This window comes from Pseudomonas sp. MONT-RG-20F-20-E-7-02, assembly GCF_022662395.1.
Lineage (GTDB): Bacteria > Pseudomonadota > Gammaproteobacteria > Pseudomonadales > Pseudomonadaceae > Aquipseudomonas.
The window spans coordinates 88693-107814 of the sequence record NZ_JAKNQN010000002.1; the positions used below are offsets into that span (position 1 = coordinate 88693).

The 19122-nt window shown below is 59.4% G+C and carries 12 protein-coding genes; 5 read left to right on the forward strand and 7 right to left on the reverse strand.

The features are described 5' to 3' along the window. Window positions 1-10 precede the first annotated feature (10 nt). On the forward strand, window positions 11-1168 hold the full coding sequence (locus L8I05_RS05850; protein WP_177018882.1) for a PQQ-dependent sugar dehydrogenase: 1158 nt from the start codon (window positions 11-13) through the stop codon (window positions 1166-1168). A 113-nt stretch (window positions 1169-1281) separates the two neighbouring features. On the opposite strand, the gene L8I05_RS05855 is transcribed toward L8I05_RS05850, so the two are convergent. Beyond that, window positions 1282-1761, reverse strand: coding sequence for a nuclear transport factor 2 family protein (locus tag L8I05_RS05855; protein ID WP_197627996.1), 480 nt, complete (start codon window positions 1759-1761; stop codon window positions 1282-1284). Between the two features lie 53 nt (window positions 1762-1814). After that, a complete protein-coding gene (locus L8I05_RS05860; RefSeq protein ID WP_242167544.1) occupies window positions 1815-2378 on the reverse strand; it encodes a TetR/AcrR family transcriptional regulator in 564 nt (187 codons plus the stop codon). Between the two features lie 125 nt (window positions 2379-2503). Here L8I05_RS05860 and pssA point away from each other — a divergent pair, with 125 nt between their 5' ends. The 3 genes from pssA (at window position 2504) to L8I05_RS05875 (ending at window position 11493) form a co-directional block, all read left to right on the forward strand. Further along, on the forward strand, window positions 2504-3847 hold the full coding sequence (pssA, locus tag L8I05_RS05865) for a CDP-diacylglycerol--serine O-phosphatidyltransferase (RefSeq protein ID WP_159956800.1): 1344 nt from the start codon (window positions 2504-2506) through the stop codon (window positions 3845-3847). A 151-nt stretch (window positions 3848-3998) separates the two neighbouring features. Further along, entirely contained in the window at window positions 3999-7478 is a 3480-nt protein-coding gene (locus tag L8I05_RS05870; RefSeq protein ID WP_242167545.1) for a hypothetical protein, read from the forward strand. 178 nt (window positions 7479-7656) lie between these two features. Next, window positions 7657-11493: a hypothetical protein gene (locus tag L8I05_RS05875; RefSeq protein WP_242167546.1), complete on the forward strand. Its 3837-nt coding sequence runs from the start codon at window positions 7657-7659 to the stop codon at window positions 11491-11493. Between the two features lie 47 nt (window positions 11494-11540). Here the strand turns inward: L8I05_RS05875 and efeO (L8I05_RS05880) are convergent, their stop codons facing one another. The 4 genes from efeO (L8I05_RS05880) to efeU are packed head-to-tail and all read right to left on the reverse strand — an operon-like array spanning window position 11541 to window position 15762. After that, on the reverse strand, window positions 11541-12359 hold the full coding sequence (efeO, locus tag L8I05_RS05880) for an iron uptake system protein EfeO (RefSeq protein ID WP_177018886.1): 819 nt from the start codon (window positions 12357-12359) through the stop codon (window positions 11541-11543). Window positions 12360-12384: 25 nt separating this feature from the next. After that, window positions 12385-13689, reverse strand: coding sequence for an iron uptake transporter deferrochelatase/peroxidase subunit (gene efeB, locus L8I05_RS05885; RefSeq protein WP_242167547.1), 1305 nt, complete (start codon window positions 13687-13689; stop codon window positions 12385-12387). 14 nt (window positions 13690-13703) lie between these two features. Then, window positions 13704-14906, reverse strand: coding sequence for an iron uptake system protein EfeO (gene efeO, locus L8I05_RS05890; RefSeq protein WP_242167548.1), 1203 nt, complete (start codon window positions 14904-14906; stop codon window positions 13704-13706). Window positions 14907-14916: 10 nt separating this feature from the next. Then, window positions 14917-15762, reverse strand: coding sequence for an iron uptake transporter permease EfeU (efeU, locus tag L8I05_RS05895; RefSeq protein WP_159956788.1), 846 nt, complete (start codon window positions 15760-15762; stop codon window positions 14917-14919). A gap of 167 nt (window positions 15763-15929) precedes the next feature. Here efeU and L8I05_RS05900 point away from each other — a divergent pair, with 167 nt between their 5' ends. Next, on the forward strand, window positions 15930-16940 hold the full coding sequence (locus tag L8I05_RS05900) for an AraC family transcriptional regulator (RefSeq protein WP_242167549.1): 1011 nt from the start codon (window positions 15930-15932) through the stop codon (window positions 16938-16940). 97 nt (window positions 16941-17037) lie between these two features. On the opposite strand, the gene L8I05_RS05905 is transcribed toward L8I05_RS05900, so the two are convergent. Further along, window positions 17038-17940 carry a lipase family protein gene (locus L8I05_RS05905; RefSeq protein WP_242167550.1) on the reverse strand — a complete coding sequence of 301 codons (903 nt, stop codon included), beginning with the start codon at window positions 17938-17940 and terminating at the stop codon, window positions 17038-17040. Window positions 17941-19122: the final 1182 nt, after the last annotated feature.

A 19122-nucleotide genomic window follows, 5' to 3' on the forward strand; every position in this document is an offset into this window, starting at 1 on the left:
ATTCTGTCTTATGTTTCTACGCAAAACCCTGCTAGCCGCTATTTGCGCAACCACGCTACTGCCACTCGTTGCGGCGCACGCCGCCGATGCCCAGCAATTCCCCAGTGAACAAGGCAGCATCACCGCCACCCCGATCGCCAAAGGCCTGGATCACCCTTGGGCGGTGGCGTTTCTGCCGGACAAACAAGGCTTCCTGGTGACCGAACGCCCAGGCCACCTGCGTTTTGTCAGCCCGGACGGCAAGCTCTCCGCTCCACTGACCGGCGTGCCGCAGGTGTGGGCCAAAGGGCAGGGCGGTTTGCTCGATGTGGTGCTGTCGCCAGATTTCAAAGAGGACCGCATGGTCTACCTGTCGTACGCCGAAGGCGGCGGCGAGGGTGGCAAAGCCGGCACCGCCGTCGGGCGTGGGCGCTTGGCCGATGACTTGAGCGGCTTGAAGGACTTCAAGGTGATCCTGCGCCAGGAACCCAAGCTCTCCACCGGCAATCACTTTGGCTCGCGCCTGGCCTTCGACCGTGACGGCTACCTGTTCGTGACCCTGGGTGAAAACAACGACCGCCCGACGGCCCAGGACCTGGACAAGCTGCAAGGTAAAGTGGTGCGCATTTTCCCGGACGGCCGTGTGCCGGATGACAACCCCTTCGTCGGCCAGCAGGGCGTACGCCCCGAGATCTGGTCCTACGGCCAACGCAACCCGCAGGGGCTGGCGCTGAACCCGTGGAGCGGCACGATTTGGGAGAACGAACATGGGCCGCGTGGCGGCGATGAAATCAATATCATCGAGCGCGGCAAGAACTACGGCTGGCCGCTGGCGACCCATGGCATCAATTATTCGCTGACGCCGATTCCCGAGGCCAAGGGCAAGACGGTGGAAGGCACCGTACCGCCGCATCACGTGTGGGAGAAATCCCCGGGCATCAGCGGCATGGCATTTTATGACGCCGACCGCTTCAAGGCGTGGCAGCACAACCTGTTTATCGGCGCGCTGGCCAGCCAGGAGTTGATTCGCTTGCAGTTCGATGGCGACAAGGTGATTCATGAAGAGCGCTTGCTGGGAGGTTTGAAAGCGCGGATTCGCGATGTGCGGCAGGGGCCGGATGGCTTTTTGTACGTGCTGACCGATGAGGATAACGGCGTGTTGTATCGGGTGGGGTTGAATCAGGACTAAAGGTAGCTATGACCTGCTGGTGTGGGAGCTGGCTTGCCTGCGATGCAGACGACTCGGTCCATCAGGTTCACCGAGGCGATGCTATCGCAGGCAAGCCAGCTCCCACAGAGGTCTTAGAGACCCAGCTCGGAAAGCCCCGGATGATCATCCGGGCGCCGCCCCAGCGGCCAGTGGAACTTGCGCTCGCTTTCCTGGATCGGCAGGTCGTTGATGCAGGCAAAGCGGTTGGCCATCAGGCCATTCTCGTCGAACTCCCAGTTCTCATTGCCGTAGGAACGGAACCAGTTGCCGGAGTCGTCATGCCATTCATAGGCATAACGCACGGCGATGCGGTTACCGGTGAATGCCCACAACTCCTTGATCAACCGATAGTCCAGCTCCTTGGCCCATTTACGGGTCAGAAACCCCTTGGCCTCTTCCCGGTTATGCGCGAACTCGGCGCGGTTTCGCCACTGCGTGTCCAGCGTATACGCCAGGGACACGCGTTGCGGGTCGCGGGAGTTCCAGCCGTCTTCGGCCAGGCGAACTTTCTCGATGGCCGACTCGCGAGTAAACGGTGGCAGGGGCGGGCGTACTTCTGCGTTAGATGACATGGAGCAACTCCTGAAAGAATCAAGGCTTATCTAAGGTCGCGTGGCCTGTGCGTTCAAAGCGCCAATAACGTTCGCGCCATGCATTGCGCATTATCCGCAGCGGTTGAATCGCCCATCACCAGGGCAACGGTAATGGCGCCATCGATCAGGATCAGCAGGTGCGCGGCCTGCTGTTCGGGGTCGGGGGTGCCATGTGCTTTACACAGTTCGAGCGCGTACTCGAACAGTTTCTGTTTATGCGCCTTGGCCAACAGGCGCACCGGGTTGTGCGGGTCGCCGGTTTCGCCGCTGGTGTTGATAAACGCGCAGCCGCGAAAGTCGGCCGAGCCAAACCAGGCCTTGAGGGCGCTGAACAGCGCGAGCAGGCGCTCACCACTGCCTTCGCTGCGTTCCACTTCGCTGCGCAGCCACTGCATCCATCGCGCGTCGCGACGTTGCAGGGCGGCAATCACCAACTCATCTTTATTGGCGAAGTAGCGGTAAATACTTTTGCGCGACACCCCGGCGGTTTTCACCAGTAAGTCCATGCCGGTGGCGGCGATGCCATGGCGGTAGATCAACTTTTCGGTGACGTCGAGGATAATGTCGCGGGTGTCATTGCTGGTGATTTCGTTCATGTTGCGTACAGTAGAATGATCGTTCTCCTTGGTCAATTAACTTTTTTCCATCCAGGGCGACGAGACCTGAGCAGCCCCATGGTGTAAGCTCGGGGCCTCTTCGGATTCGACCCATTGCGAGCCTTATGCCGTCGTTCTTCAAACGCTCCCTGCTACCCAAACTGCGCGGTTTTCCACTGTCTCCCGAGGCCATCGAGGTGCTCTCCGGCGCCGCTGAGTTTCGTCGTTGCCTGCTGGAAAAGATCCCCCAGGCGACGCGGCGTATCTACATTGTGGCGCTGTACCTGCAGGAGGACGAAGCCGGCCAGGAGATCTACGACGCTTTGCACGCCGCCAAGGCGGCGCGGCCTGAACTGGATATCGTGGTGGTGGTTGACTCGTTGCGCGCGCAGCGCGGCTTGATCGGTGCCGGCAAGCAGCCGGGTAACAGCGCCTGGTATCAGGCCATGACCCAAGCCCACGCCAGCGAAGTGCCGGTGTACGGCGTGCCGGTGCAAACCCGCGAGCTGTTCGGCGTGCTGCACCTCAAGGGCTTTGTGATCGACGACAGCGTGCTGTACAGCGGCGCCAGCCTGAATAACGTGTACCTGCACAAGTTCGACAAGTACCGCTACGACCGTTATCACCTGATCCATAGCCAAGCGCTGGCGGATTCAATGCAGCACCTGGTGGAGCACGGCCTGATCACCTCCAAGGCGGTGCATCGCCTGGACCTGCCGAACCCGCCCACCACGCGCAGCTTGCGCAATGACATCGGCGACCTGCGCAGCCGCCTCAAGCACGCCGCCTACGACACCACCACCGGGCTGTTGCCCAATGGGCATATGTCGGTGAGCCCATTGCTCGGCGTCGGCAAGAACAACCCGCTGAACCGGGTGATCCTGGAGCTGATTGCCAGTGCCCAGCATCAACTGACCATCTGCACGCCGTACTTCAACCTGCCGCTGCCGGTGACCCGGGAAATCAACCGCGCCCTGGCACGCGGCGTGAAGGTCGACATCGTCGTCGGCGACAAGACCGCCAACGACTTCTACATCCCGCCCAGCGAGCCGTTCAAGGTGATCGCGGCGTTGCCCTATTTGTATGAAATCAGCCTGCGCCGCTTCGCCAAGCGCCATCAGCCGATGATCGAAAGCGGCCAGCTGAACCTGCACCTGTGGCGCGACGGCGACAACACCTATCACCTCAAAGGCATGTGGGTCGACCAGCGCTACACCTTGCTCACCGGCAACAACCTCAACCCGCGTGCGTTCCGACTCGACCTGGAAAACGCCTTGCTGATCGATGACCCGCAAGGCCAGTGGCTGGCACCACGGCGCACCGAGCTGGCGCAGATTTTCGAGCACACCACGCGCATCGAGCGTTACCAGCAATTGCAGACGTTGGTGGATTACCCGGCGGCAGTCGGCAAGTTTCTGCGACGGGTCAGCCGGGTGCGCATTGAGCGGTTGCTTTACCGAATTCTGTAAAAAGTACAGATTTCGTACGAATAACCGTCCGACAACCTTCACAGATTAGCGAGTTTGCCGGGTTTCATGGCGGGCTCAGGTTCGTACAGTTCCTCTCGACAGTTCTTAGGGACAAGAACTCTTACCACTCATTGGTACAGAGGAACTAGAAATGTCGAATATCTCGCCAAGCCATCAGGCCCCTAGGTTCACGCCAGCGTTACTGGCGTTCTCACCCATCCCCGTCGCCAATCCTGCACCCGATACGGTTGTTCGCAGCAAGCGCAGCCTTGCAGCTCAGGCATCCGACGGGCAGACCTTTAACTGGACGCTCCAACCCTTGGCCACGCCCACGGCTGAGGCGTCGTCAAGCGCCGACCGCTGGCTGCAGACTGCACTGGGTGGCTCGCCTTTGCGCAGCGCGGCAGACAGAAAAGTGCAGGTCCCACCCGACGCCACTGTTTTCCCGGTTTACGACGCCTACCGGAGCGCGATCAATACGCCTGAAATTCAAGCCTGGTTGCGCAGCAAAGGCATTGCGCCGTCGACGCTGGTGGTCAAGCACGGCTCGGTCAGTGGCAGCGTAACCCGTGACGGTGTGTCCAGCGTTCACACATTTACCACCGGCGATGCATCCGGTTGGTGGCAAGTCAGTGCAAGGCTACGTGCCGCTGCGCAGGCGCTTGACCCTGACGACCAGGGCTTGCCGTACGTCAACGATGACAGCGATAGTTTTTCGCGCGACACACTCCTGCGCTGGTATGGCGTGAAACCACCTGCCGGCGCGGGTGACCTGAGCCGGGCCCAGCATGAGTTATCGACGCTCGACTGGTCCACGCTGGCGCCCCTCAAAAAGGCTGAACTTGAGGGCCGGGCGCAAACGGCCCGGCGCGCCATCGGGGCTTTGGATGAGCGTGCTTACCTGGCTGATATCCTGAAACAACATCTCGCAGGCAAGCCAGACGACGAGCCGGTGGCGCTTGACGGCCTGGAAGTGCAGGTCAGCAGTACCTCGACGTTGGCCCGCAACGTCAACGGCAAGGTTGCACTCGACGCCGCCCTGCAGTCCCATGGGCAGCCGCTGCCCAAGACCGCAGGTGAGTTGCGTAACGCCATCCGTTGGCTCACGGCCGCATTGCCGCCGCCGCCGGCCCAGGGCAACTATTCCCATCTGTTAGCGTACACATGGGCACCCGGCAAACTGTCTGCCGCCGATAAGGCTGCTGTGGCCCATCTGAGCCATGACGACGATGACAATGATGAAGGCGAGTCGAGCGGGCTCAACCTCCTGCGTTTGCTCGAGGTTGACGGCATCCTGGGTGCAAACACCCCTGAAGCATTGCGTACTCAAGCGGATGATTTTCTCGAGCGGATACTTCGAAACCCCGAGGCGTTGTTTTGGGGCGATCTTCTCGCCCAGGATCGCGATTTTCTTGGCGAGAACGGTACGTCACACTTGTCGGACGCTGAGCGTGCGCAATGGATAATCGCCGCCATCAAGCTGCAATTTGATCCTGATGCCCCTGGGCGCAAGGGTTCTATCGCCGGCTATGACCTTTATCAGCCTGGCAACAGCGGGCGAACCCTGGCCGAGGTGCGTACGGATGTCGAAAACCACCTCAAGCAAAAAAATCCACTGCTCGATCCCAGGGCCGCGCCATTGGTGGCCCATCTATTTCTGGCGAGCGCGGCGCCTGAGTTTCTGCTGCCCGGCACGCCAGCGACCCTGCGCATAGGCTCCACCGAGTGGGCGGATTTGCGCCTTGCCGTCACCTTGGCCGAGCGCCAGGGCGGCGCGGGCTGTTCGCGCTCCATGAGTTATCAGGAAATCATCGCCCTCAGTCGGTTGGATCCGCGCACCCCGGAAGAAGCGGCGGTGCTGGACAACTACGGGGTCGACGTCTTGCTTGATTGGGGCCTGATGCGCGGGCTCTACGCCAAGCCGGCGGACGACCGCTACACACCCGAGCACTATCAGCAAGCCACTGCAGCCTTCAACGCCGAACGCGCGCAAATGCTGCAAGCCCTCGAGCTATTGAGCGCAGCGATGCCGACCCGAGAAGACCTGGCGATCGCGAACCTGCAAAAAGAAATGCCAGGCCTTAGCGCTCAGCAGATAAAAGCCTCGAGGGTGTTCATCGCCGACCCGGAAACACGTCGCAAAATGAGTCATCTGGAGCCGAAGATGCGTTCTTTGGTCGAGACGTACATGACCGGCGACCTGACCAAGGATCGCTGGATGCTGTTGGGCCCCGGGGAGGACGCGCCGCAACCTGCACGCAAGAAAACCCCGTATGCGCCTGAGCCCGTACTGAGCCCGGCCCAACAAGCGGCTGTTGATGCAAACGTGCAGGCCTTGAATGCCAAGATCGCCAACTTGCCGGATGTGCAGGCCCAGGTACCCGTTGAAGTCGACCGCTACCTGGCCAATCTCATGCAGGGGTTGAGCAGCACCACGGCACGAATGATTGCGAACCTGTCATTGCCTGTTCGTCAGGCCCTGCAGTATGGCGAGGTCAAACTGTTCGCCCTGCGCGAGCAAACCGATGAAGTCCTCGTACTCGACGAAACGCCCGGTCACGTCGAAGCGCGACGAGGACGCAAAGGTACCTTGGTAGAGTGCACATTCCAGGGCGTGACGCGTTTTCTTGAAGTGTTTGCGGACAAGTTTCTGATCGTTGAACGTGACGACTTGGTCGCGCCGTTAACGCTGGGGGGCACGCTTGAGGATCATAGGAAAACCTATGGCCGTTGGGCGCCATCAGACGTACAAAAACTGATTGGCAGGGAACAGCCCTATGATTTCAACGCCTACAGTTCCGACGCCAAGCCTGCGCCGGGGGTGAAATCCAAGGGCATCATTATCGACCCATTGGGCGACGCACTGCCTGCCGATCCATCTGCGGCGCAAGGTGACAGCGCTGTTCCGGTCCCCAACAGTTTTTCCTCGGAGCGAACGCAGGCGATCGTCAGACGCATCATGTACGGCAACTTCGTCCATCACCGTGACACGGTAGTAAAGCTCGCCCAGGGCGAGTTGCCGCTGGAGCAACAGCGCGAAATGTTGCGGCAAAACGACCGGATATTGCTCGGCATGATCCCCTTTGTCGGGGCAATCATGGAGCTGGCCAAGGGCAACATCGTTGAGGGTACGCGAGGGCTGATCCTCGATACGGTCGGCGCTTTTGTAGGCGGCGCAGGGTCAGCCACGGGGGCTTTGATCAAATCCACAAAAGTCGTTGCGCCTTTCGGTGCCAAGGCTTTTCGTGTTCTGGAAAAGGGCATCGTCGTCGTCAGTGGTTTTTTGAATCCGCTGGATGGCGCGGCGGACCTGCTGCACGGCGCTGCCAAAGGTGTCATCGCGTTGCCCAAACTGCTGAACAAGGCACCGAGGCCCTTGTTGTTGAGCACGCTGGGAGCCGTGGAGGAAAAGTTGCGCCTGTGCCTTGGCGTGCACAGCGGATTGTTGAATCGTTCGCCCGCCGCTCATGGCGGTAGCAGGCAGCCCGCGACTCAGGCGGTGAACAACCATTCGGTAACGGTTGACGCAGTGCCGGTCGATGACAAGTTGTATGCGGCCAACCCCCGCAACGGCTTGCCCATCGGTACGCCCCTGGACGGGGTTCAACCGCTGGGCGCAAAGGCAGCGTAGCAACACCACCCGCGCCCCCTTGGGGCGCGGGTGTGCCGGCTGCCTTAGCTTGGATAATTTCCCTCGATACATTGAGAAACCCCCTACGCCTTAACCTGGAGTTTCTTAATACTTTCGTAATTGACTGTTTTTACGGACAAAAACTCTCATCACTCCAACCGGTAGAGAGACATTTGCAATGTTGCCAATCCCTGCAAACGGTAATGTCACGTTTTTTGGTCAGCCTTTAAGTCCTCGAGTACCGCAACCGCCCCTGCACCGCCCTGATGAAGCTGCCGCGTCTACGGCTCCCGCTGTCAACCCGCGTCCCGATCGCTCCCAACCTTTCAATCCCCCATCTTTGCGCCAGTTGCGGCTCCAGGAGCAGGCCGGCCGGCCCAAACGTGATACCGCCGCTCAAGGCACAGACGTGCCCGCCACCGGTCCAAAAGAAAGGCGTCGATACCCCGCCAGGGCCGACGCTGAAAAGGCCGATACCAAGCTGCAGAAAAACCTGGCCCAGTGGCTGAAAACCGGCAAGCCGAACGAAAACGTCATTCCTGAAAAGTCATCCGTGGCGCCTTTCATCGCTATGTACAACCAGGCGCTGAATGAGCCCTCTGTACAAGCCTGGTTCAGCGCTCAAGGGTTGATACCCGCAACCATACGGGTGTTCAGTGATTGCGTGGTGGGCACGGTGATGCGCGAGGGTAAAGCAATCACCCAGCGTTTTTCTACCACCGATGGCTCAGGCTGGGGGCAAGTCAGCCACACGATCAATGCGTTGCAAAAAGTGCTGTCGCCGAGTGATCTGGGGCTTCCCGGCACCCCGGATTTCGTTTCAAGCGGGCGCGATGTGTTATTGGATTTTTACGGCGTAAAACCCCCCCTGAATGAAAAGGCCGCGCCGAAATTGGCCAGGCATCTTAGACAGGAGGGCTGGCCCACGATTGCCCAAACGGCGCGCGATGGCTGGGAGGGCCAGTTCAACGCGCTGCTCCAGCATCGTCACGACAGCGCCGTACGCACGCGTCTGGTCGAACAGTTTCAATCGCAGTTCACGACGGAACCCAATGAGAACGTGATTGAGCTGGATAATCAGGCCGTCGCCGTCGAGCCTGGGTCCAGCCTTGATCGGCGCAGTCATAAAGCACGCCAGTTGTTTCTCGAATTCCTGGCATCTGCGACATTCCAGGCCTTTGTGAAGAAAGCCGGTTTTGAGCTTCCCGGCAGCGAGTTCAGGATGAGTGAATTCAGGCTGTCGGAGGGCGAACTGCAGATGCGCAATCTCGCCGGTGAATGGGTTTCCCTGCAGGACAAGTTCGACGATGAGGTCGAGCGCGCGTCCAGAGTCGACGACCCCCAGGGGCATGCCGCCCGCAAGATGAATGCGGATTTCGACCAGTTAGTGAAAATGAGCGAAAAAACCGGCAATGCGCTGTACAACACGCGCACTTATGACGCGCGTCAGACTCTGGCGTTTTACACACCTGACACGCCGAAAACCGTCGGCCAGCTACGCGCAACCCTGGGATGGCTCGGCAATCAATTGCCAGCCCCTGCGCCGGCAGGTGACTACGCCAGCATGACGCCTTACGGGGAAGATCAGGGAGGCTTGTCCGAGCAGGCCCTTCAAGCGCTGAAAGGTCAGTCGGCGCAGGTCATGACTGCCTTCAAGGACTTTTCCAGGGCGCCCTCAGGGTTCCAGTCCTACCCGGACCCCGACCGTCAGCTCGCTGAATTTTTTGATTCGCCGCAGGCCGTCGCGCTCGCCGACCGCATCGCCAAGTCCCTCAAGCTGTTTGCCGTGGCCGATGGTCAGGCGCTGCCAAGGGCCGAGCGCCATCAACTCTTAGCGACAGCACTCAAGCTCAATGTGGATGCGCCTGTGCCAGGCCTTCGAGGGAGCGTGGCCGGTTACTCGCTGTATCAGCCGGACAATATGGGCCGTACGCTTAAAGAAGTGCGACAGAGTGTCGAGCAGCATTTGGAGGGCAAGGGCGTCGACGCTAAGGTCTCGGCCCTGATGGCCCACCTGTTCATGGCTCAGTCGGCACCCGAGATGCTGGTCAAGAGAGACCCGGCCATCGCCGCCGATGCTGCGCAGGCGTTCAATCAGGACCCGGAAAACATCAAGGTCGGTTCCACCGGCTGGATGAACCTGCGCCTGGGGTGTGCAATCGCGGGCGATTCGCGCGTGAACTTCACGCAAGCGCTGGCACTGGCACGCCAGGACATTACCGGGCCTGAACAGGAAGCGTTGCTCAAAGAGCTGGGCGTGCAATCACTGTTGGACTGGGGGGTGATGTCGGGGGTTTTTCCCGCGAGTTCAGATGGCAAATACTCGCCGGGTGACTACGAGGCCGCGGCCACAGCCTTTACCACGCGCGAAAACCAGACGCGTGAGGCCTTTGCCACGTTATTGAGCGAGCCGCCCACCCAGGCAAGCCTGCTGGTCGAACAGCTGGCGATACTGTTCCCGGAAATGACCAAGGAGGAAATTCGCAACATCACGCTGGATGGGTACCCCCCGACAAGCATTGCTGCGGCTGCTTTCGAGAAAAGGTCATATAACCTCAAATCGAAAATGTTGATCGACGTGATTCTGATGAATCAAAGCGAAAATAAGCCGGCGCTGGGCACACTTGAGAAATGGACGGACGGCGCGTTTATACACCCCAAAGTGTCTCTTGCCGAGTTCAGAGAGCGCATCAAGCAATTACCCAGAATCGAGCCGTTGGTGGCGCCAGCTGTCGACACGTACATCGCGGCCACCCGAGTAGCCCAGGCCAGCGCATTGAAGCTGATGTTCACGCAATTGACCCTGGCGCAGCGCATGGCGTTGGAGAGGTCGCCGCAAATCGAGTGCTTTACCTTAAGGGCGCCGACTGGCGACGATTTGAAGCAGGATAACGGGCCAGAATCGAACGTTGCAAAAAGCGAAGGCAGGCATGGCGTCTTGATACGTTACGAAACCGGTGAGGCCAAGCCTAAATATGGTTACTGGGGGATTTACCCCAACTCAATGACGATGGGCGAGATAAAAGGCTTGCCCGACGATTTGAAACTGGGTGGCGAGATACGCGATGGCACTAAACCCCATGTCAAAATTCCTGGAATAAACCTGATCATTAATGAGGTCGCTACCCACTTCCACCGAGGCAGCGTACTGCCCATTGATTTCGAGGCCTTTCACAAGGGAGTGGCCCCGCGGCCCGGCGTATCGTCGGAGGTGATCGTTGAAAAGCTCGGGGAACCGTTGAAGCGGCCCGCGGCGCATACTCACCATCGCATCCCCAACACCTTTACATCTTCCATAACATCCCAGTTAGTGGACCGGTTGCTGGAGCATAGTTTTGATGACAATCGCGCGGGTCGGATTGCATTCGCCAACGAGCCGTCAGACCTGCACAAGCGGACTTATCCCTTTAAGCCGGGCAAATATTTTACCGCCGAAAATGCCCGCATGTTGCTCAACCTTATCCCGTTCGTGGGGGCGATTGCCGACTTGGTGGAGGGCAATACATGGGCGGGCGTCAAGGGCTTGCTGATAGATATTGGATCTTTTCTCATCACCGGTGGGCTGGCTGGCGCAAAGACGTTTGCCAAGGGCCTGACAATGCTGGTGCCTTTCAGCAGCAAGCCATTCACCCTGGCTGGGCTCAAAGGTGGGGCATCCTTTATTCGCGGGCTGTTCAATCCATTGGAAAACATCCCTGACTTGCTGCGGGCAGGGCCCCGTGGCATTAAGGCGCTGGGTAAGGTCACTAACGGCGTACCGGTTCACCTCGGGTCCAATGTCTACGTGACGACCAAGCTTTTCGAGCAGTGGCGCTGGACTGCGGGCGCGTGGGATACATCGTTTTCAGGAGGCGCACGCACAATTAACCAGTTCCCGGGCGCCCGCAAAGGTTTCAGCGGGACCAAGGAGGTCGTGGCGGTGCAGAAAAATGGCTCGTGGTACGCGATCAACCCGGCAAGCCAACAACCGGATCGCACGCCGTTGGAGCACTTCAAACCCCAACCGGCTGCTTGAACCCCGGCATTCGGCCGCTTAGTGCGGCCGAATGCCGGGGCGTTGCCTCAGTTCAAGCCCAACTTGCCACGCAGGGTCGACAGGTCTTCAGCCAAGGTATTAACCGGGCCTACCAGGGCCTTACGGTCGTTTTCCTTCACTTTGTCGTAAGTCTCAAAGCCGCCATCCTTGGTTTTGTACTTGGCCAGGATTTTGTCCACGGCGGCGAAGTTCTTGTCGACTTTAGCCAGGAAGGCCTTGTCTTGTTTCTCGATCTGGCCACGGAACAGGTCGACGATTTTCTTCGCGCCGTCGATGTTGCCCTGGAAGTCATACAGGTCAGTGTGGCTGTAGCGGTCTTCTTCACCGGAGATCTTGGTGGCGGCAACTTCTTCCAGCAGTGCGGCGGCACCGCCGACGACTTTTTCTGGCGGGAAGGTCAGGCCGTCAACCCGGGTTTTCAGGTCGTTGACGTCGGTGTTGAGCTTGGCGGTCAGGGTTTCCAGGCCTTTGGTGGTGTTCTGCGAGAACAGCACGTACTCGATGCGGTGGAAGCCGGTGAAGTCTTCGGCGGTCACGCCTTTTTCGTGGTCGTCGACGCGCGAGTCGATGGAGGCGTCGAGGTCGCTGAACAGCTCGGCGATCGGCTCGATGGACTCATAGTGCACGCGGGTCGGCGCGTAGAGCTTTTTGGCGGTGGCCAGGTCGCCTTTGTTGATCGCATCGGTAAACGCCTGGGTCTGGGTGACCAGCTCACCGATTTCTTCGGTGACGTAGATCTTGTAGTCCGACACCGGGCCTACCAGGTCCAGCGGCGCGGTAGCGGCGAACGCTGCCAGCGGCGAAAGGGTCATTAACAACGACAACGCGATAGTCGACTTCTTCATGGGACGTTTTCCGCTCTGGTTTATTTTAAGTGTTGGCAGTGGTTTGAGGGTGCGTTGCGGCGAGCAGCGTGCGCCCAATGAAATCCTTGGGCCCGGTGACCCCCGGCAAGGTGAAGAAGTACCCGCCGCCGACCGGCTTGAGGTATTCCTCCAGGGGCTCGCCGTTGAGCCGGGTTTGCACGCTGATAAAGCCTTTCTCCAGGTCAGCCTGGTAGCAGATGAACAACAGCCCCATGTCCAGCTGACCGTTTTTGTTGACGCCGTTGGAGTAGTTGAACGGCCGACGCAGGATCAGGTTGGCCTGAGTCTGCGGGGTGCGCGGGTTGGCCAGGCGGATGTGCGCGTCGAGCTTGGTCAACTTGCCTTCCGGGTCCTTGCTGTAATCGGGCACCTGGGTTTCTTTGTCGCCATCCATCGGTGCGCCAGTGGGTTTGACGCGCCCGATGATGCTTTCCTGCTCTTGCAGCGGCGTACGGTCCCAACGCTCGACGAAGTTGCGAATGATGCGCACGGCCTGGTAGCTGCCATTGGCGGCCCACGCCGGTTCGTCGCTGCCCGGTTGTACCCACACAATCTGGTCCATGGCCTTGTCGTCGTTGGAGTTCGGGTTGGCCGAACCGTCACGAAAACCGAGGAAGTTACGCGCGCTCTGCGCCGGCTCGCCAGGTTTGGCGGGTGCTTGCGGCGGTACGCTGCCTTCCTGTTTCCAACGCACCAGCAACAGGTCCGGCAGGTTTTTCACGATGTCGCGCAGGGCATGGATATTGGTGTCCGGGGTGTTCGAGCTGAACTGCAGGCTCAGGTCGCCGTGGCACTGCGCCGGTTCCAGCGCGTCGTTGGGGAAGCCGACCATGCGGCTCAGGCGCTTGGGCTTGACGGCGGCGAGGCCGAAGCGCTCATCGAACAGCGACTCGCCGACGGAGACGGTGATGGTCAGGTTATCCGGGGTGACCACCGGGCCGAGAATCCCGGAATCGGTGGGCGGCAGTTTCGGGTCGACTTGCGGCACGGTGCCGCCGGTCATCAGGAACGCGATACGCTCGTTCAGGGTGCGGAACAGGCGCTCCAGGTCTTCACGGTCGCTGGCGAGTACGTCAAATGCGACGACCATGCCGCAGGCCGGGCGCGGGGTGACGATGCCGGTCTGGTGTTTGCCGAAAAAGTCGTGGTGGTCCTGGGTCTTGTCACTGCGCGGTGCGGTAGTGACTTGCTCGGCCGCAGCGGCCATCGCCGGGCAGGTCAGGGTACTGCCGGCAATCGCGGCGCCGGTGGCCGCCATGCCCAGCAGGACACGGCGGCGGGTAGCGGAAAAATGTTCTGAATCACTCATGTAGTAGGTCGTCTTCACTGCAGGCCGGAAAGGCCAAGGGCGGGGTCGATTCCATCGAGTGCAACGGCCAGAGCCTTGGCCTTGTCGGCGATCTGCTTGCGCTGATCGGCCGTGACGCTGTCGTAGCGGCTGTACTGGCCGTCGACTTTCAAACCATTGAGCTGGGTATCGAAGGCGGCGAGGGCGCTGTCGATTTTCGGCAGCAGGTCTGCTGCGGATTTGGTCAGCAGCGGACGCATCAGCTCGACGACTTTGTGGGCGGCTTCCAGGTTGGCGGCAAAGCCATTCAAGTCGATATGGCTGTAGCGTTCCTCTTCACCGCTGGCGGCGCGTACATCCGCCAGGCTGTTGAGGTTGCGTACCACAATGCTCACCAGTTGCTCCGGTGGCAGCGACTGCGCGAGCAACTGTTGCTTGAGCGTGGTCACATCGCTGACCAGGCGCTGGGCAATCGGGTTCAGGCCCTCCAGGCTGTGTTGCTGGAACAGGCTGTATTCGAGGCGGTGGAAGCCGCTGAAGGCCGGGTCCTGCTCGCGTTTTTCGAAGTAATCGGCGCGGGCGTTAATCGCGTTATCCAGCTCGGCCAGGCGTTGCGACGCCGGCGCCAGACGCTGGTAGGCCTCACGGGCCGGCACATACAGCGCCTGCGCCTGGGCCAGGTCGCCCGCTTCAATGGCTTGCTGCAGGGCCGTCACGGCCTTGACCAGTGCGCTGCCTTGGCCGCTCAGGTACACGCGAAATTCCGACAGCGGGCCGATAAACGCCACCATCGACGGCTTGGCCTTGGCCTGGGCGTCGGACTCAGCCGTCGGCGTGACATGCAACGTGCCGCGCGGGTTGCTCAGCAGCCCGCAGGTGATTGCATAGTCGCCGGGCAACAGGTTGGCGTTGATCACCTGGCTCAAACCCGGCGCGATGTTTTCGCGTTCTTCGATCACCAGCACGCCGTCGAGGATTTCCCACTCCACCGCGCGGTCGGAGCGGTTGATGATGCGAAAACTCGCGCGCCCGGCAGGTACCGTAATTTCGTTGGGCTCACAGGCGTGACCATGGATCGTCACGGCGATTTCATTGTGGTTGGTCTGGCGCTTGGCAGCGGCCAATTGCGAGGCGTAATAGAACAGCGCACCGGCGCCGATCATCACGACCACCGAGCCCGCCACCGCCCAGCGCAAGGCGCGGGAAGGCGGAGCCGGTTGAAGGGTTGGGTTGGACAAGGGACGGTCCTTACTGGCTGGAAACGGAAGAGGTGTTGGCGACAGGCTTGGGTGGGGCCGACGGCAGGAAGAACATCACCAGCGCCACCACCAGGTAAATCAGGTAAGCGCCGAGGGTGCTGACGGTCGGCGCATCCTGATAGCCGAACATCCCGGCCAGCACCGAGCCCAACGGGCCATCCATCGGCAGCGTCGCGCTGAAATCGAACAACACGGTTTGCAGGTGGTTCCACACCCCGGCTTCGTGCAGGGCTTGCACCGAGTTGGCGAGAATGCCGGCGGCCACCACCAGGATGAACAGGCCGGTCCAGCGGAAGAACGCACCCAGGTTCAGGCGCATGCTGCCGGTGTAGATCAGGAAACCGACAATGATCGCCAGGATCAGGCCGAGCAGGGCGCCAATCGGCGCGCCGGGGCCTTCGCTCTGCTGGAACACCGCGAGCAGGAAGAACACGGTTTCCAGGCCTTCGCGGGCGACGGCGAAAAACACCATGGCGATCAGCGCGATCACCTGGTGCCTGGAGCCGGCCAACGCGTGGTCGAGGGATTCGTGCAGGGCATGCTTGATGGAACGCGCGACTTTGCGCATCCAGAACACCATGGAACTGAGAATGCCGACGGCCACCAGGCCGACCACACCTTCGAACAGCTCTTGTTGTTTTTGCGGGAATTCGGCGCTGACCAGCTCCAGGCCGCCGCCCACCAGCAAGGCCAGGGCAGCGGCGAGGAACACGCCGATCCAGACGGCGGGCATCCATTGGCCGCGGCCGGTCTGTTGCAGGTAACTGGCGATGATGCCAACGATCAATGCTGCTTCAATGCCTTCGCGCAGCATGATTAGAAAGGGAACGAGCATTCGGCACCGCATCAAGACTGGATAGGATGCTAATTTGTAACATAATGATACTCATTACTAAACAGGCAATGTTGACCTTTGCTGAACTGCGGCTGAACGGTGGTGGCGAATCGCAACCGCCCTTATGATGCACCCCATCTTTTGCAGCATTGAATAGCCCGATTCCCATGGCGGAAAAAGACACCATCTCTATCCATCTTGTGCGCGAAGCCTTGCTGCAAAGCTGCGCGCCCGGCGCGGCCACGGTGGAGGCGTTGAGCAAGGTCGGGATAGACCCGGCGTTGCTCGAGCAGCCCGACGCCCGCGTGCCCGCCACGGCCTACGCACGCCTGTGGCGCTTGCTGGCGCGGCGCATGGACGACGAGTTTTTTGGCATGGACCCGCGCGCACTCAAGTCCGGCAGCCTGGCGTTCCTGTGTCGCACCGCGATGGCACAACCGAGCCTGGGCGCCAGCCTGGAAACCGGCCTGGGGTTTTTATCGCTGATGCTTGAGCAGATGCCCGCTCAACTGGTGCGCCAACAGAGCCTGGCGGAAATCGTCTTGCTCGAACCCGAATCTAAACGCGCGTTTACCTATTTCACCTATTGGATGATCGTCCACGGCGTTGCCTGCTGGCTGGCGGGGCGGCGTATCCCGATCCTGGCGATTGAGCTGCGCTGCGCGCAGCCGGATTTCTGCGATGACTACCGGGTGATGTTTTCCGACAACCTGCGCTTTGACCGGCCGCGCACCCGCATGATTTTTTCCGCCGACTGCCTGGACCTGCCGATCAAACGCAGCCCGGAAGAACTCAAGCGCTTTCTCGCGCATGCGCCGGCCAACATCCTGGTCAAATACCGCGACCCTGACAGCCTCGCCACGCGCATCAAACACGACCTGCGCCAGATGTCGCCCGACCTGTGGCCCGAAACCGACGGCCTGGCGGCCAGCCTGTGTATTTCCGCCTCGACCCTGCGCCGCCGCCTGGCAGATGAGGGGCAGACTTATCAAGGGCTCAAGGACAGTGTGCGCAAGGAACTGGCAATTGTCTGGCTGGCTGAGCCACAGGTCAGTTTTGCCGAAATCGCCGGGCGGTTGGGGTTTGCCGACACCAGTTCATTTTACAAGGCGTTTCGCAAGTGGTCGGGGTCCAATCCCGGGCATTACCGTAGTTTGATCCTGAATGAGGCGAGTTGAAGCGTAGGTTTCTGTGGGAGCAGGCTTGCCTGCGATGGCATCGGCGGAGTGCCTGATAGTGCAAGGTGCGTACATCGCAGGCCCGCCAGCGCCCCCATCAACCCGTGGCGGGCAGCACACACAATGCGCAGTGCCGGTCATCGGGTGTACACGCCGGGTCGGCCATAGCTTGCTTGTAAGCCGACGGATCAAGCAGCGCGGTGTAGCAAATCAGATGGTGATTACACAGCGGGTTGTCCTGTACCGCAAAACTTGAACAATCGGCGGGGATTGTCTTGGCCTGCTGCAGCGCGTAGTAGACAGAGAAATGCAGCACGTCACACTTCGGTACGGTCGGTACAACGTCGCGTGCGTCGTTGAAGAGGTCGTAGTTGCTGACCTGAGTTTCGAAGAACTCCACAAATGTTTTGTTGCCGGTCTTGGGTGAGGCGAACAGGCAGGCGCTCGCCTTGCAGCCTTGCAGGTTGAGGTCGAGGGTCAGGTAGGTTGCCAGCGCCGATCCCAGGCTATGACCCAACACCATCGGCGGATTGGCCGCCGTCAGCTGGCGGATGCCGAGCGCCAGCGGCACCGGCGGTGCACCGTCCAGGCCATGGAACTGCATCGTGCTATAGATTTCCCAAAAGCCCTGATCCACCAGGCCTGCTTTCGGGTTGGGGTGGTTCATCATCAGGAAGTCGAGGTCGTCGCCCCATTCCTGCGCACCGTCCGTGCCGCGTATCGCCACCACACACTGGTCCTGGCCCTCGACGGTACGCTGGGCCACATAGCCGTAGCAGACTTGACTGCGCTGGTCGTCAGAGGCGCCGATCATCGTCGAGCGCAATCCAAGGCCAGACACCCAAATGTCATCTGAACCTGAAATAAACCCAACCACATCCCATCCCGTTGCCTTTATTCGTGGGTCGATCTGCGGCGGGATCTGACGCGGGTTGATGTCGCACATGTCCCATGCATACATCACCAGTAATGCGTAGGGTGCAGCAGTCATTCGATCCATCGGGTGCTCCTTGTGAAGTCATCACTGCGAATGATTGAAGCATAGCCACGGTATTAAGCTTGGCGCACGCGGCATAAAAAAGGTTCGCCAGCGGCTGTGGCTTTATCGCGTGTCCCAGAGCCTCTTCATATTAACTCTCCAGAAGGGCGTAGCTTTTATATGTGCCATTCGCCACTACCGAAGGTACTTCGTATACAGAAGTGGCGATGCGGCAGGACAAACTACAGCCACCACGTGGCATGCCTGTGCTTGGGTCCGAGTTTAATTTTTCGAGGCCCCTGGAGGGGGGGGTATCGCAACTCCGCTGCAACAACCAGCGTGTCGGGGCGGTTGGTGTAAACATAACTATTGTTAATGCTATTGCAGCAATATTTGCAGCTATGCCCAGAGAGTCGGAATATTGTCCATTCCAGGGATCAGGGCTTCGAATTGAGGTGATAGTGCATTACGTTGGTTTTTAGTTCCATTACTCTCTAAAAAATCCAGCGAAATTCAAAATAAATATATAAACCTGTCAATATTCACAGGTTACATACAAAAATCAATTGATACACTCAAGTCGCAACAATCAATACATCCATCATTCAAGGAGATTGACATGTCACATCCAATAAATGGAGATTACATCAATGGTGGCCTCAATACTGCGACTATAACCCTTCGCATTTCCAGGCATGATGAAGCCAGTGGTAGATTCAGCGGGACATTATTTGAAAACCAGTTCACCCCCCATCCAACCACCCACTCTATAAATGGAGGGTTCCGCTTCAATAGAGACACACGTTCTACAGAGTTTAGCTTCGAAACGCCTACAGATACCTGGGTTTTGCTATCACCTAATTTAGAGAGTGCGGATCAATTCTCGAAAATGAATGCAACCCGTACTCCAAAAAACCAATCGAAACCCCCTCAAAACGTTTTCCTATATAAAGCAGATGACGGGTCCAATTTTTAGGTTCTTGACGGATTACCGGGAAGCATAGAAACAAGAACGCCGATTTGATTGATGATGTTCGTGCGAGCAAACACATCTAAAAAACCGGCGTTCTTATGCACGATATTAATACGCTCCTTCCCTTTTGGTAGGGCTTTTCTATTGTTACGATTAAACCTGACGGTGATGCCGCGACCAAATGAGGCGCGGGGCTAAAAATTGGCTGGATGCGACCAATCCCAAGGAGC

Coding starts and splice junctions, on each gene's coding strand:
- L8I05_RS05850 (WP_177018882.1), top strand. CDS start 11: ATGTTTCTACGCAAAACCCTGCTAGCCGCTATTTGCGCAACCACGCTA.
- L8I05_RS05855 (WP_197627996.1), bottom strand. CDS start 1,761: ATGTCATCTAACGCAGAAGTACGCCCGCCCCTGCCACCGTTTACTCGC.
- L8I05_RS05860 (WP_242167544.1), bottom strand. CDS start 2,378: ATGAACGAAATCACCAGCAATGACACCCGCGACATTATCCTCGACGTC.
- pssA (WP_159956800.1), top strand. CDS start 2,504: ATGCCGTCGTTCTTCAAACGCTCCCTGCTACCCAAACTGCGCGGTTTT.
- L8I05_RS05870 (WP_242167545.1), top strand. CDS start 3,999: ATGTCGAATATCTCGCCAAGCCATCAGGCCCCTAGGTTCACGCCAGCG.
- L8I05_RS05875 (WP_242167546.1), top strand. CDS start 7,657: ATGTTGCCAATCCCTGCAAACGGTAATGTCACGTTTTTTGGTCAGCCT.
- efeO (WP_177018886.1), bottom strand. CDS start 12,359: ATGAAGAAGTCGACTATCGCGTTGTCGTTGTTAATGACCCTTTCGCCG.
- efeB (WP_242167547.1), bottom strand. CDS start 13,689: ATGAGTGATTCAGAACATTTTTCCGCTACCCGCCGCCGTGTCCTGCTG.
- efeU (WP_159956788.1), bottom strand. CDS start 15,762: ATGCTCGTTCCCTTTCTAATCATGCTGCGCGAAGGCATTGAAGCAGCA.
- L8I05_RS05900 (WP_242167549.1), top strand. CDS start 15,930: ATGGCGGAAAAAGACACCATCTCTATCCATCTTGTGCGCGAAGCCTTG.
- L8I05_RS05905 (WP_242167550.1), bottom strand. CDS start 17,940: ATGGATCGAATGACTGCTGCACCCTACGCATTACTGGTGATGTATGCA.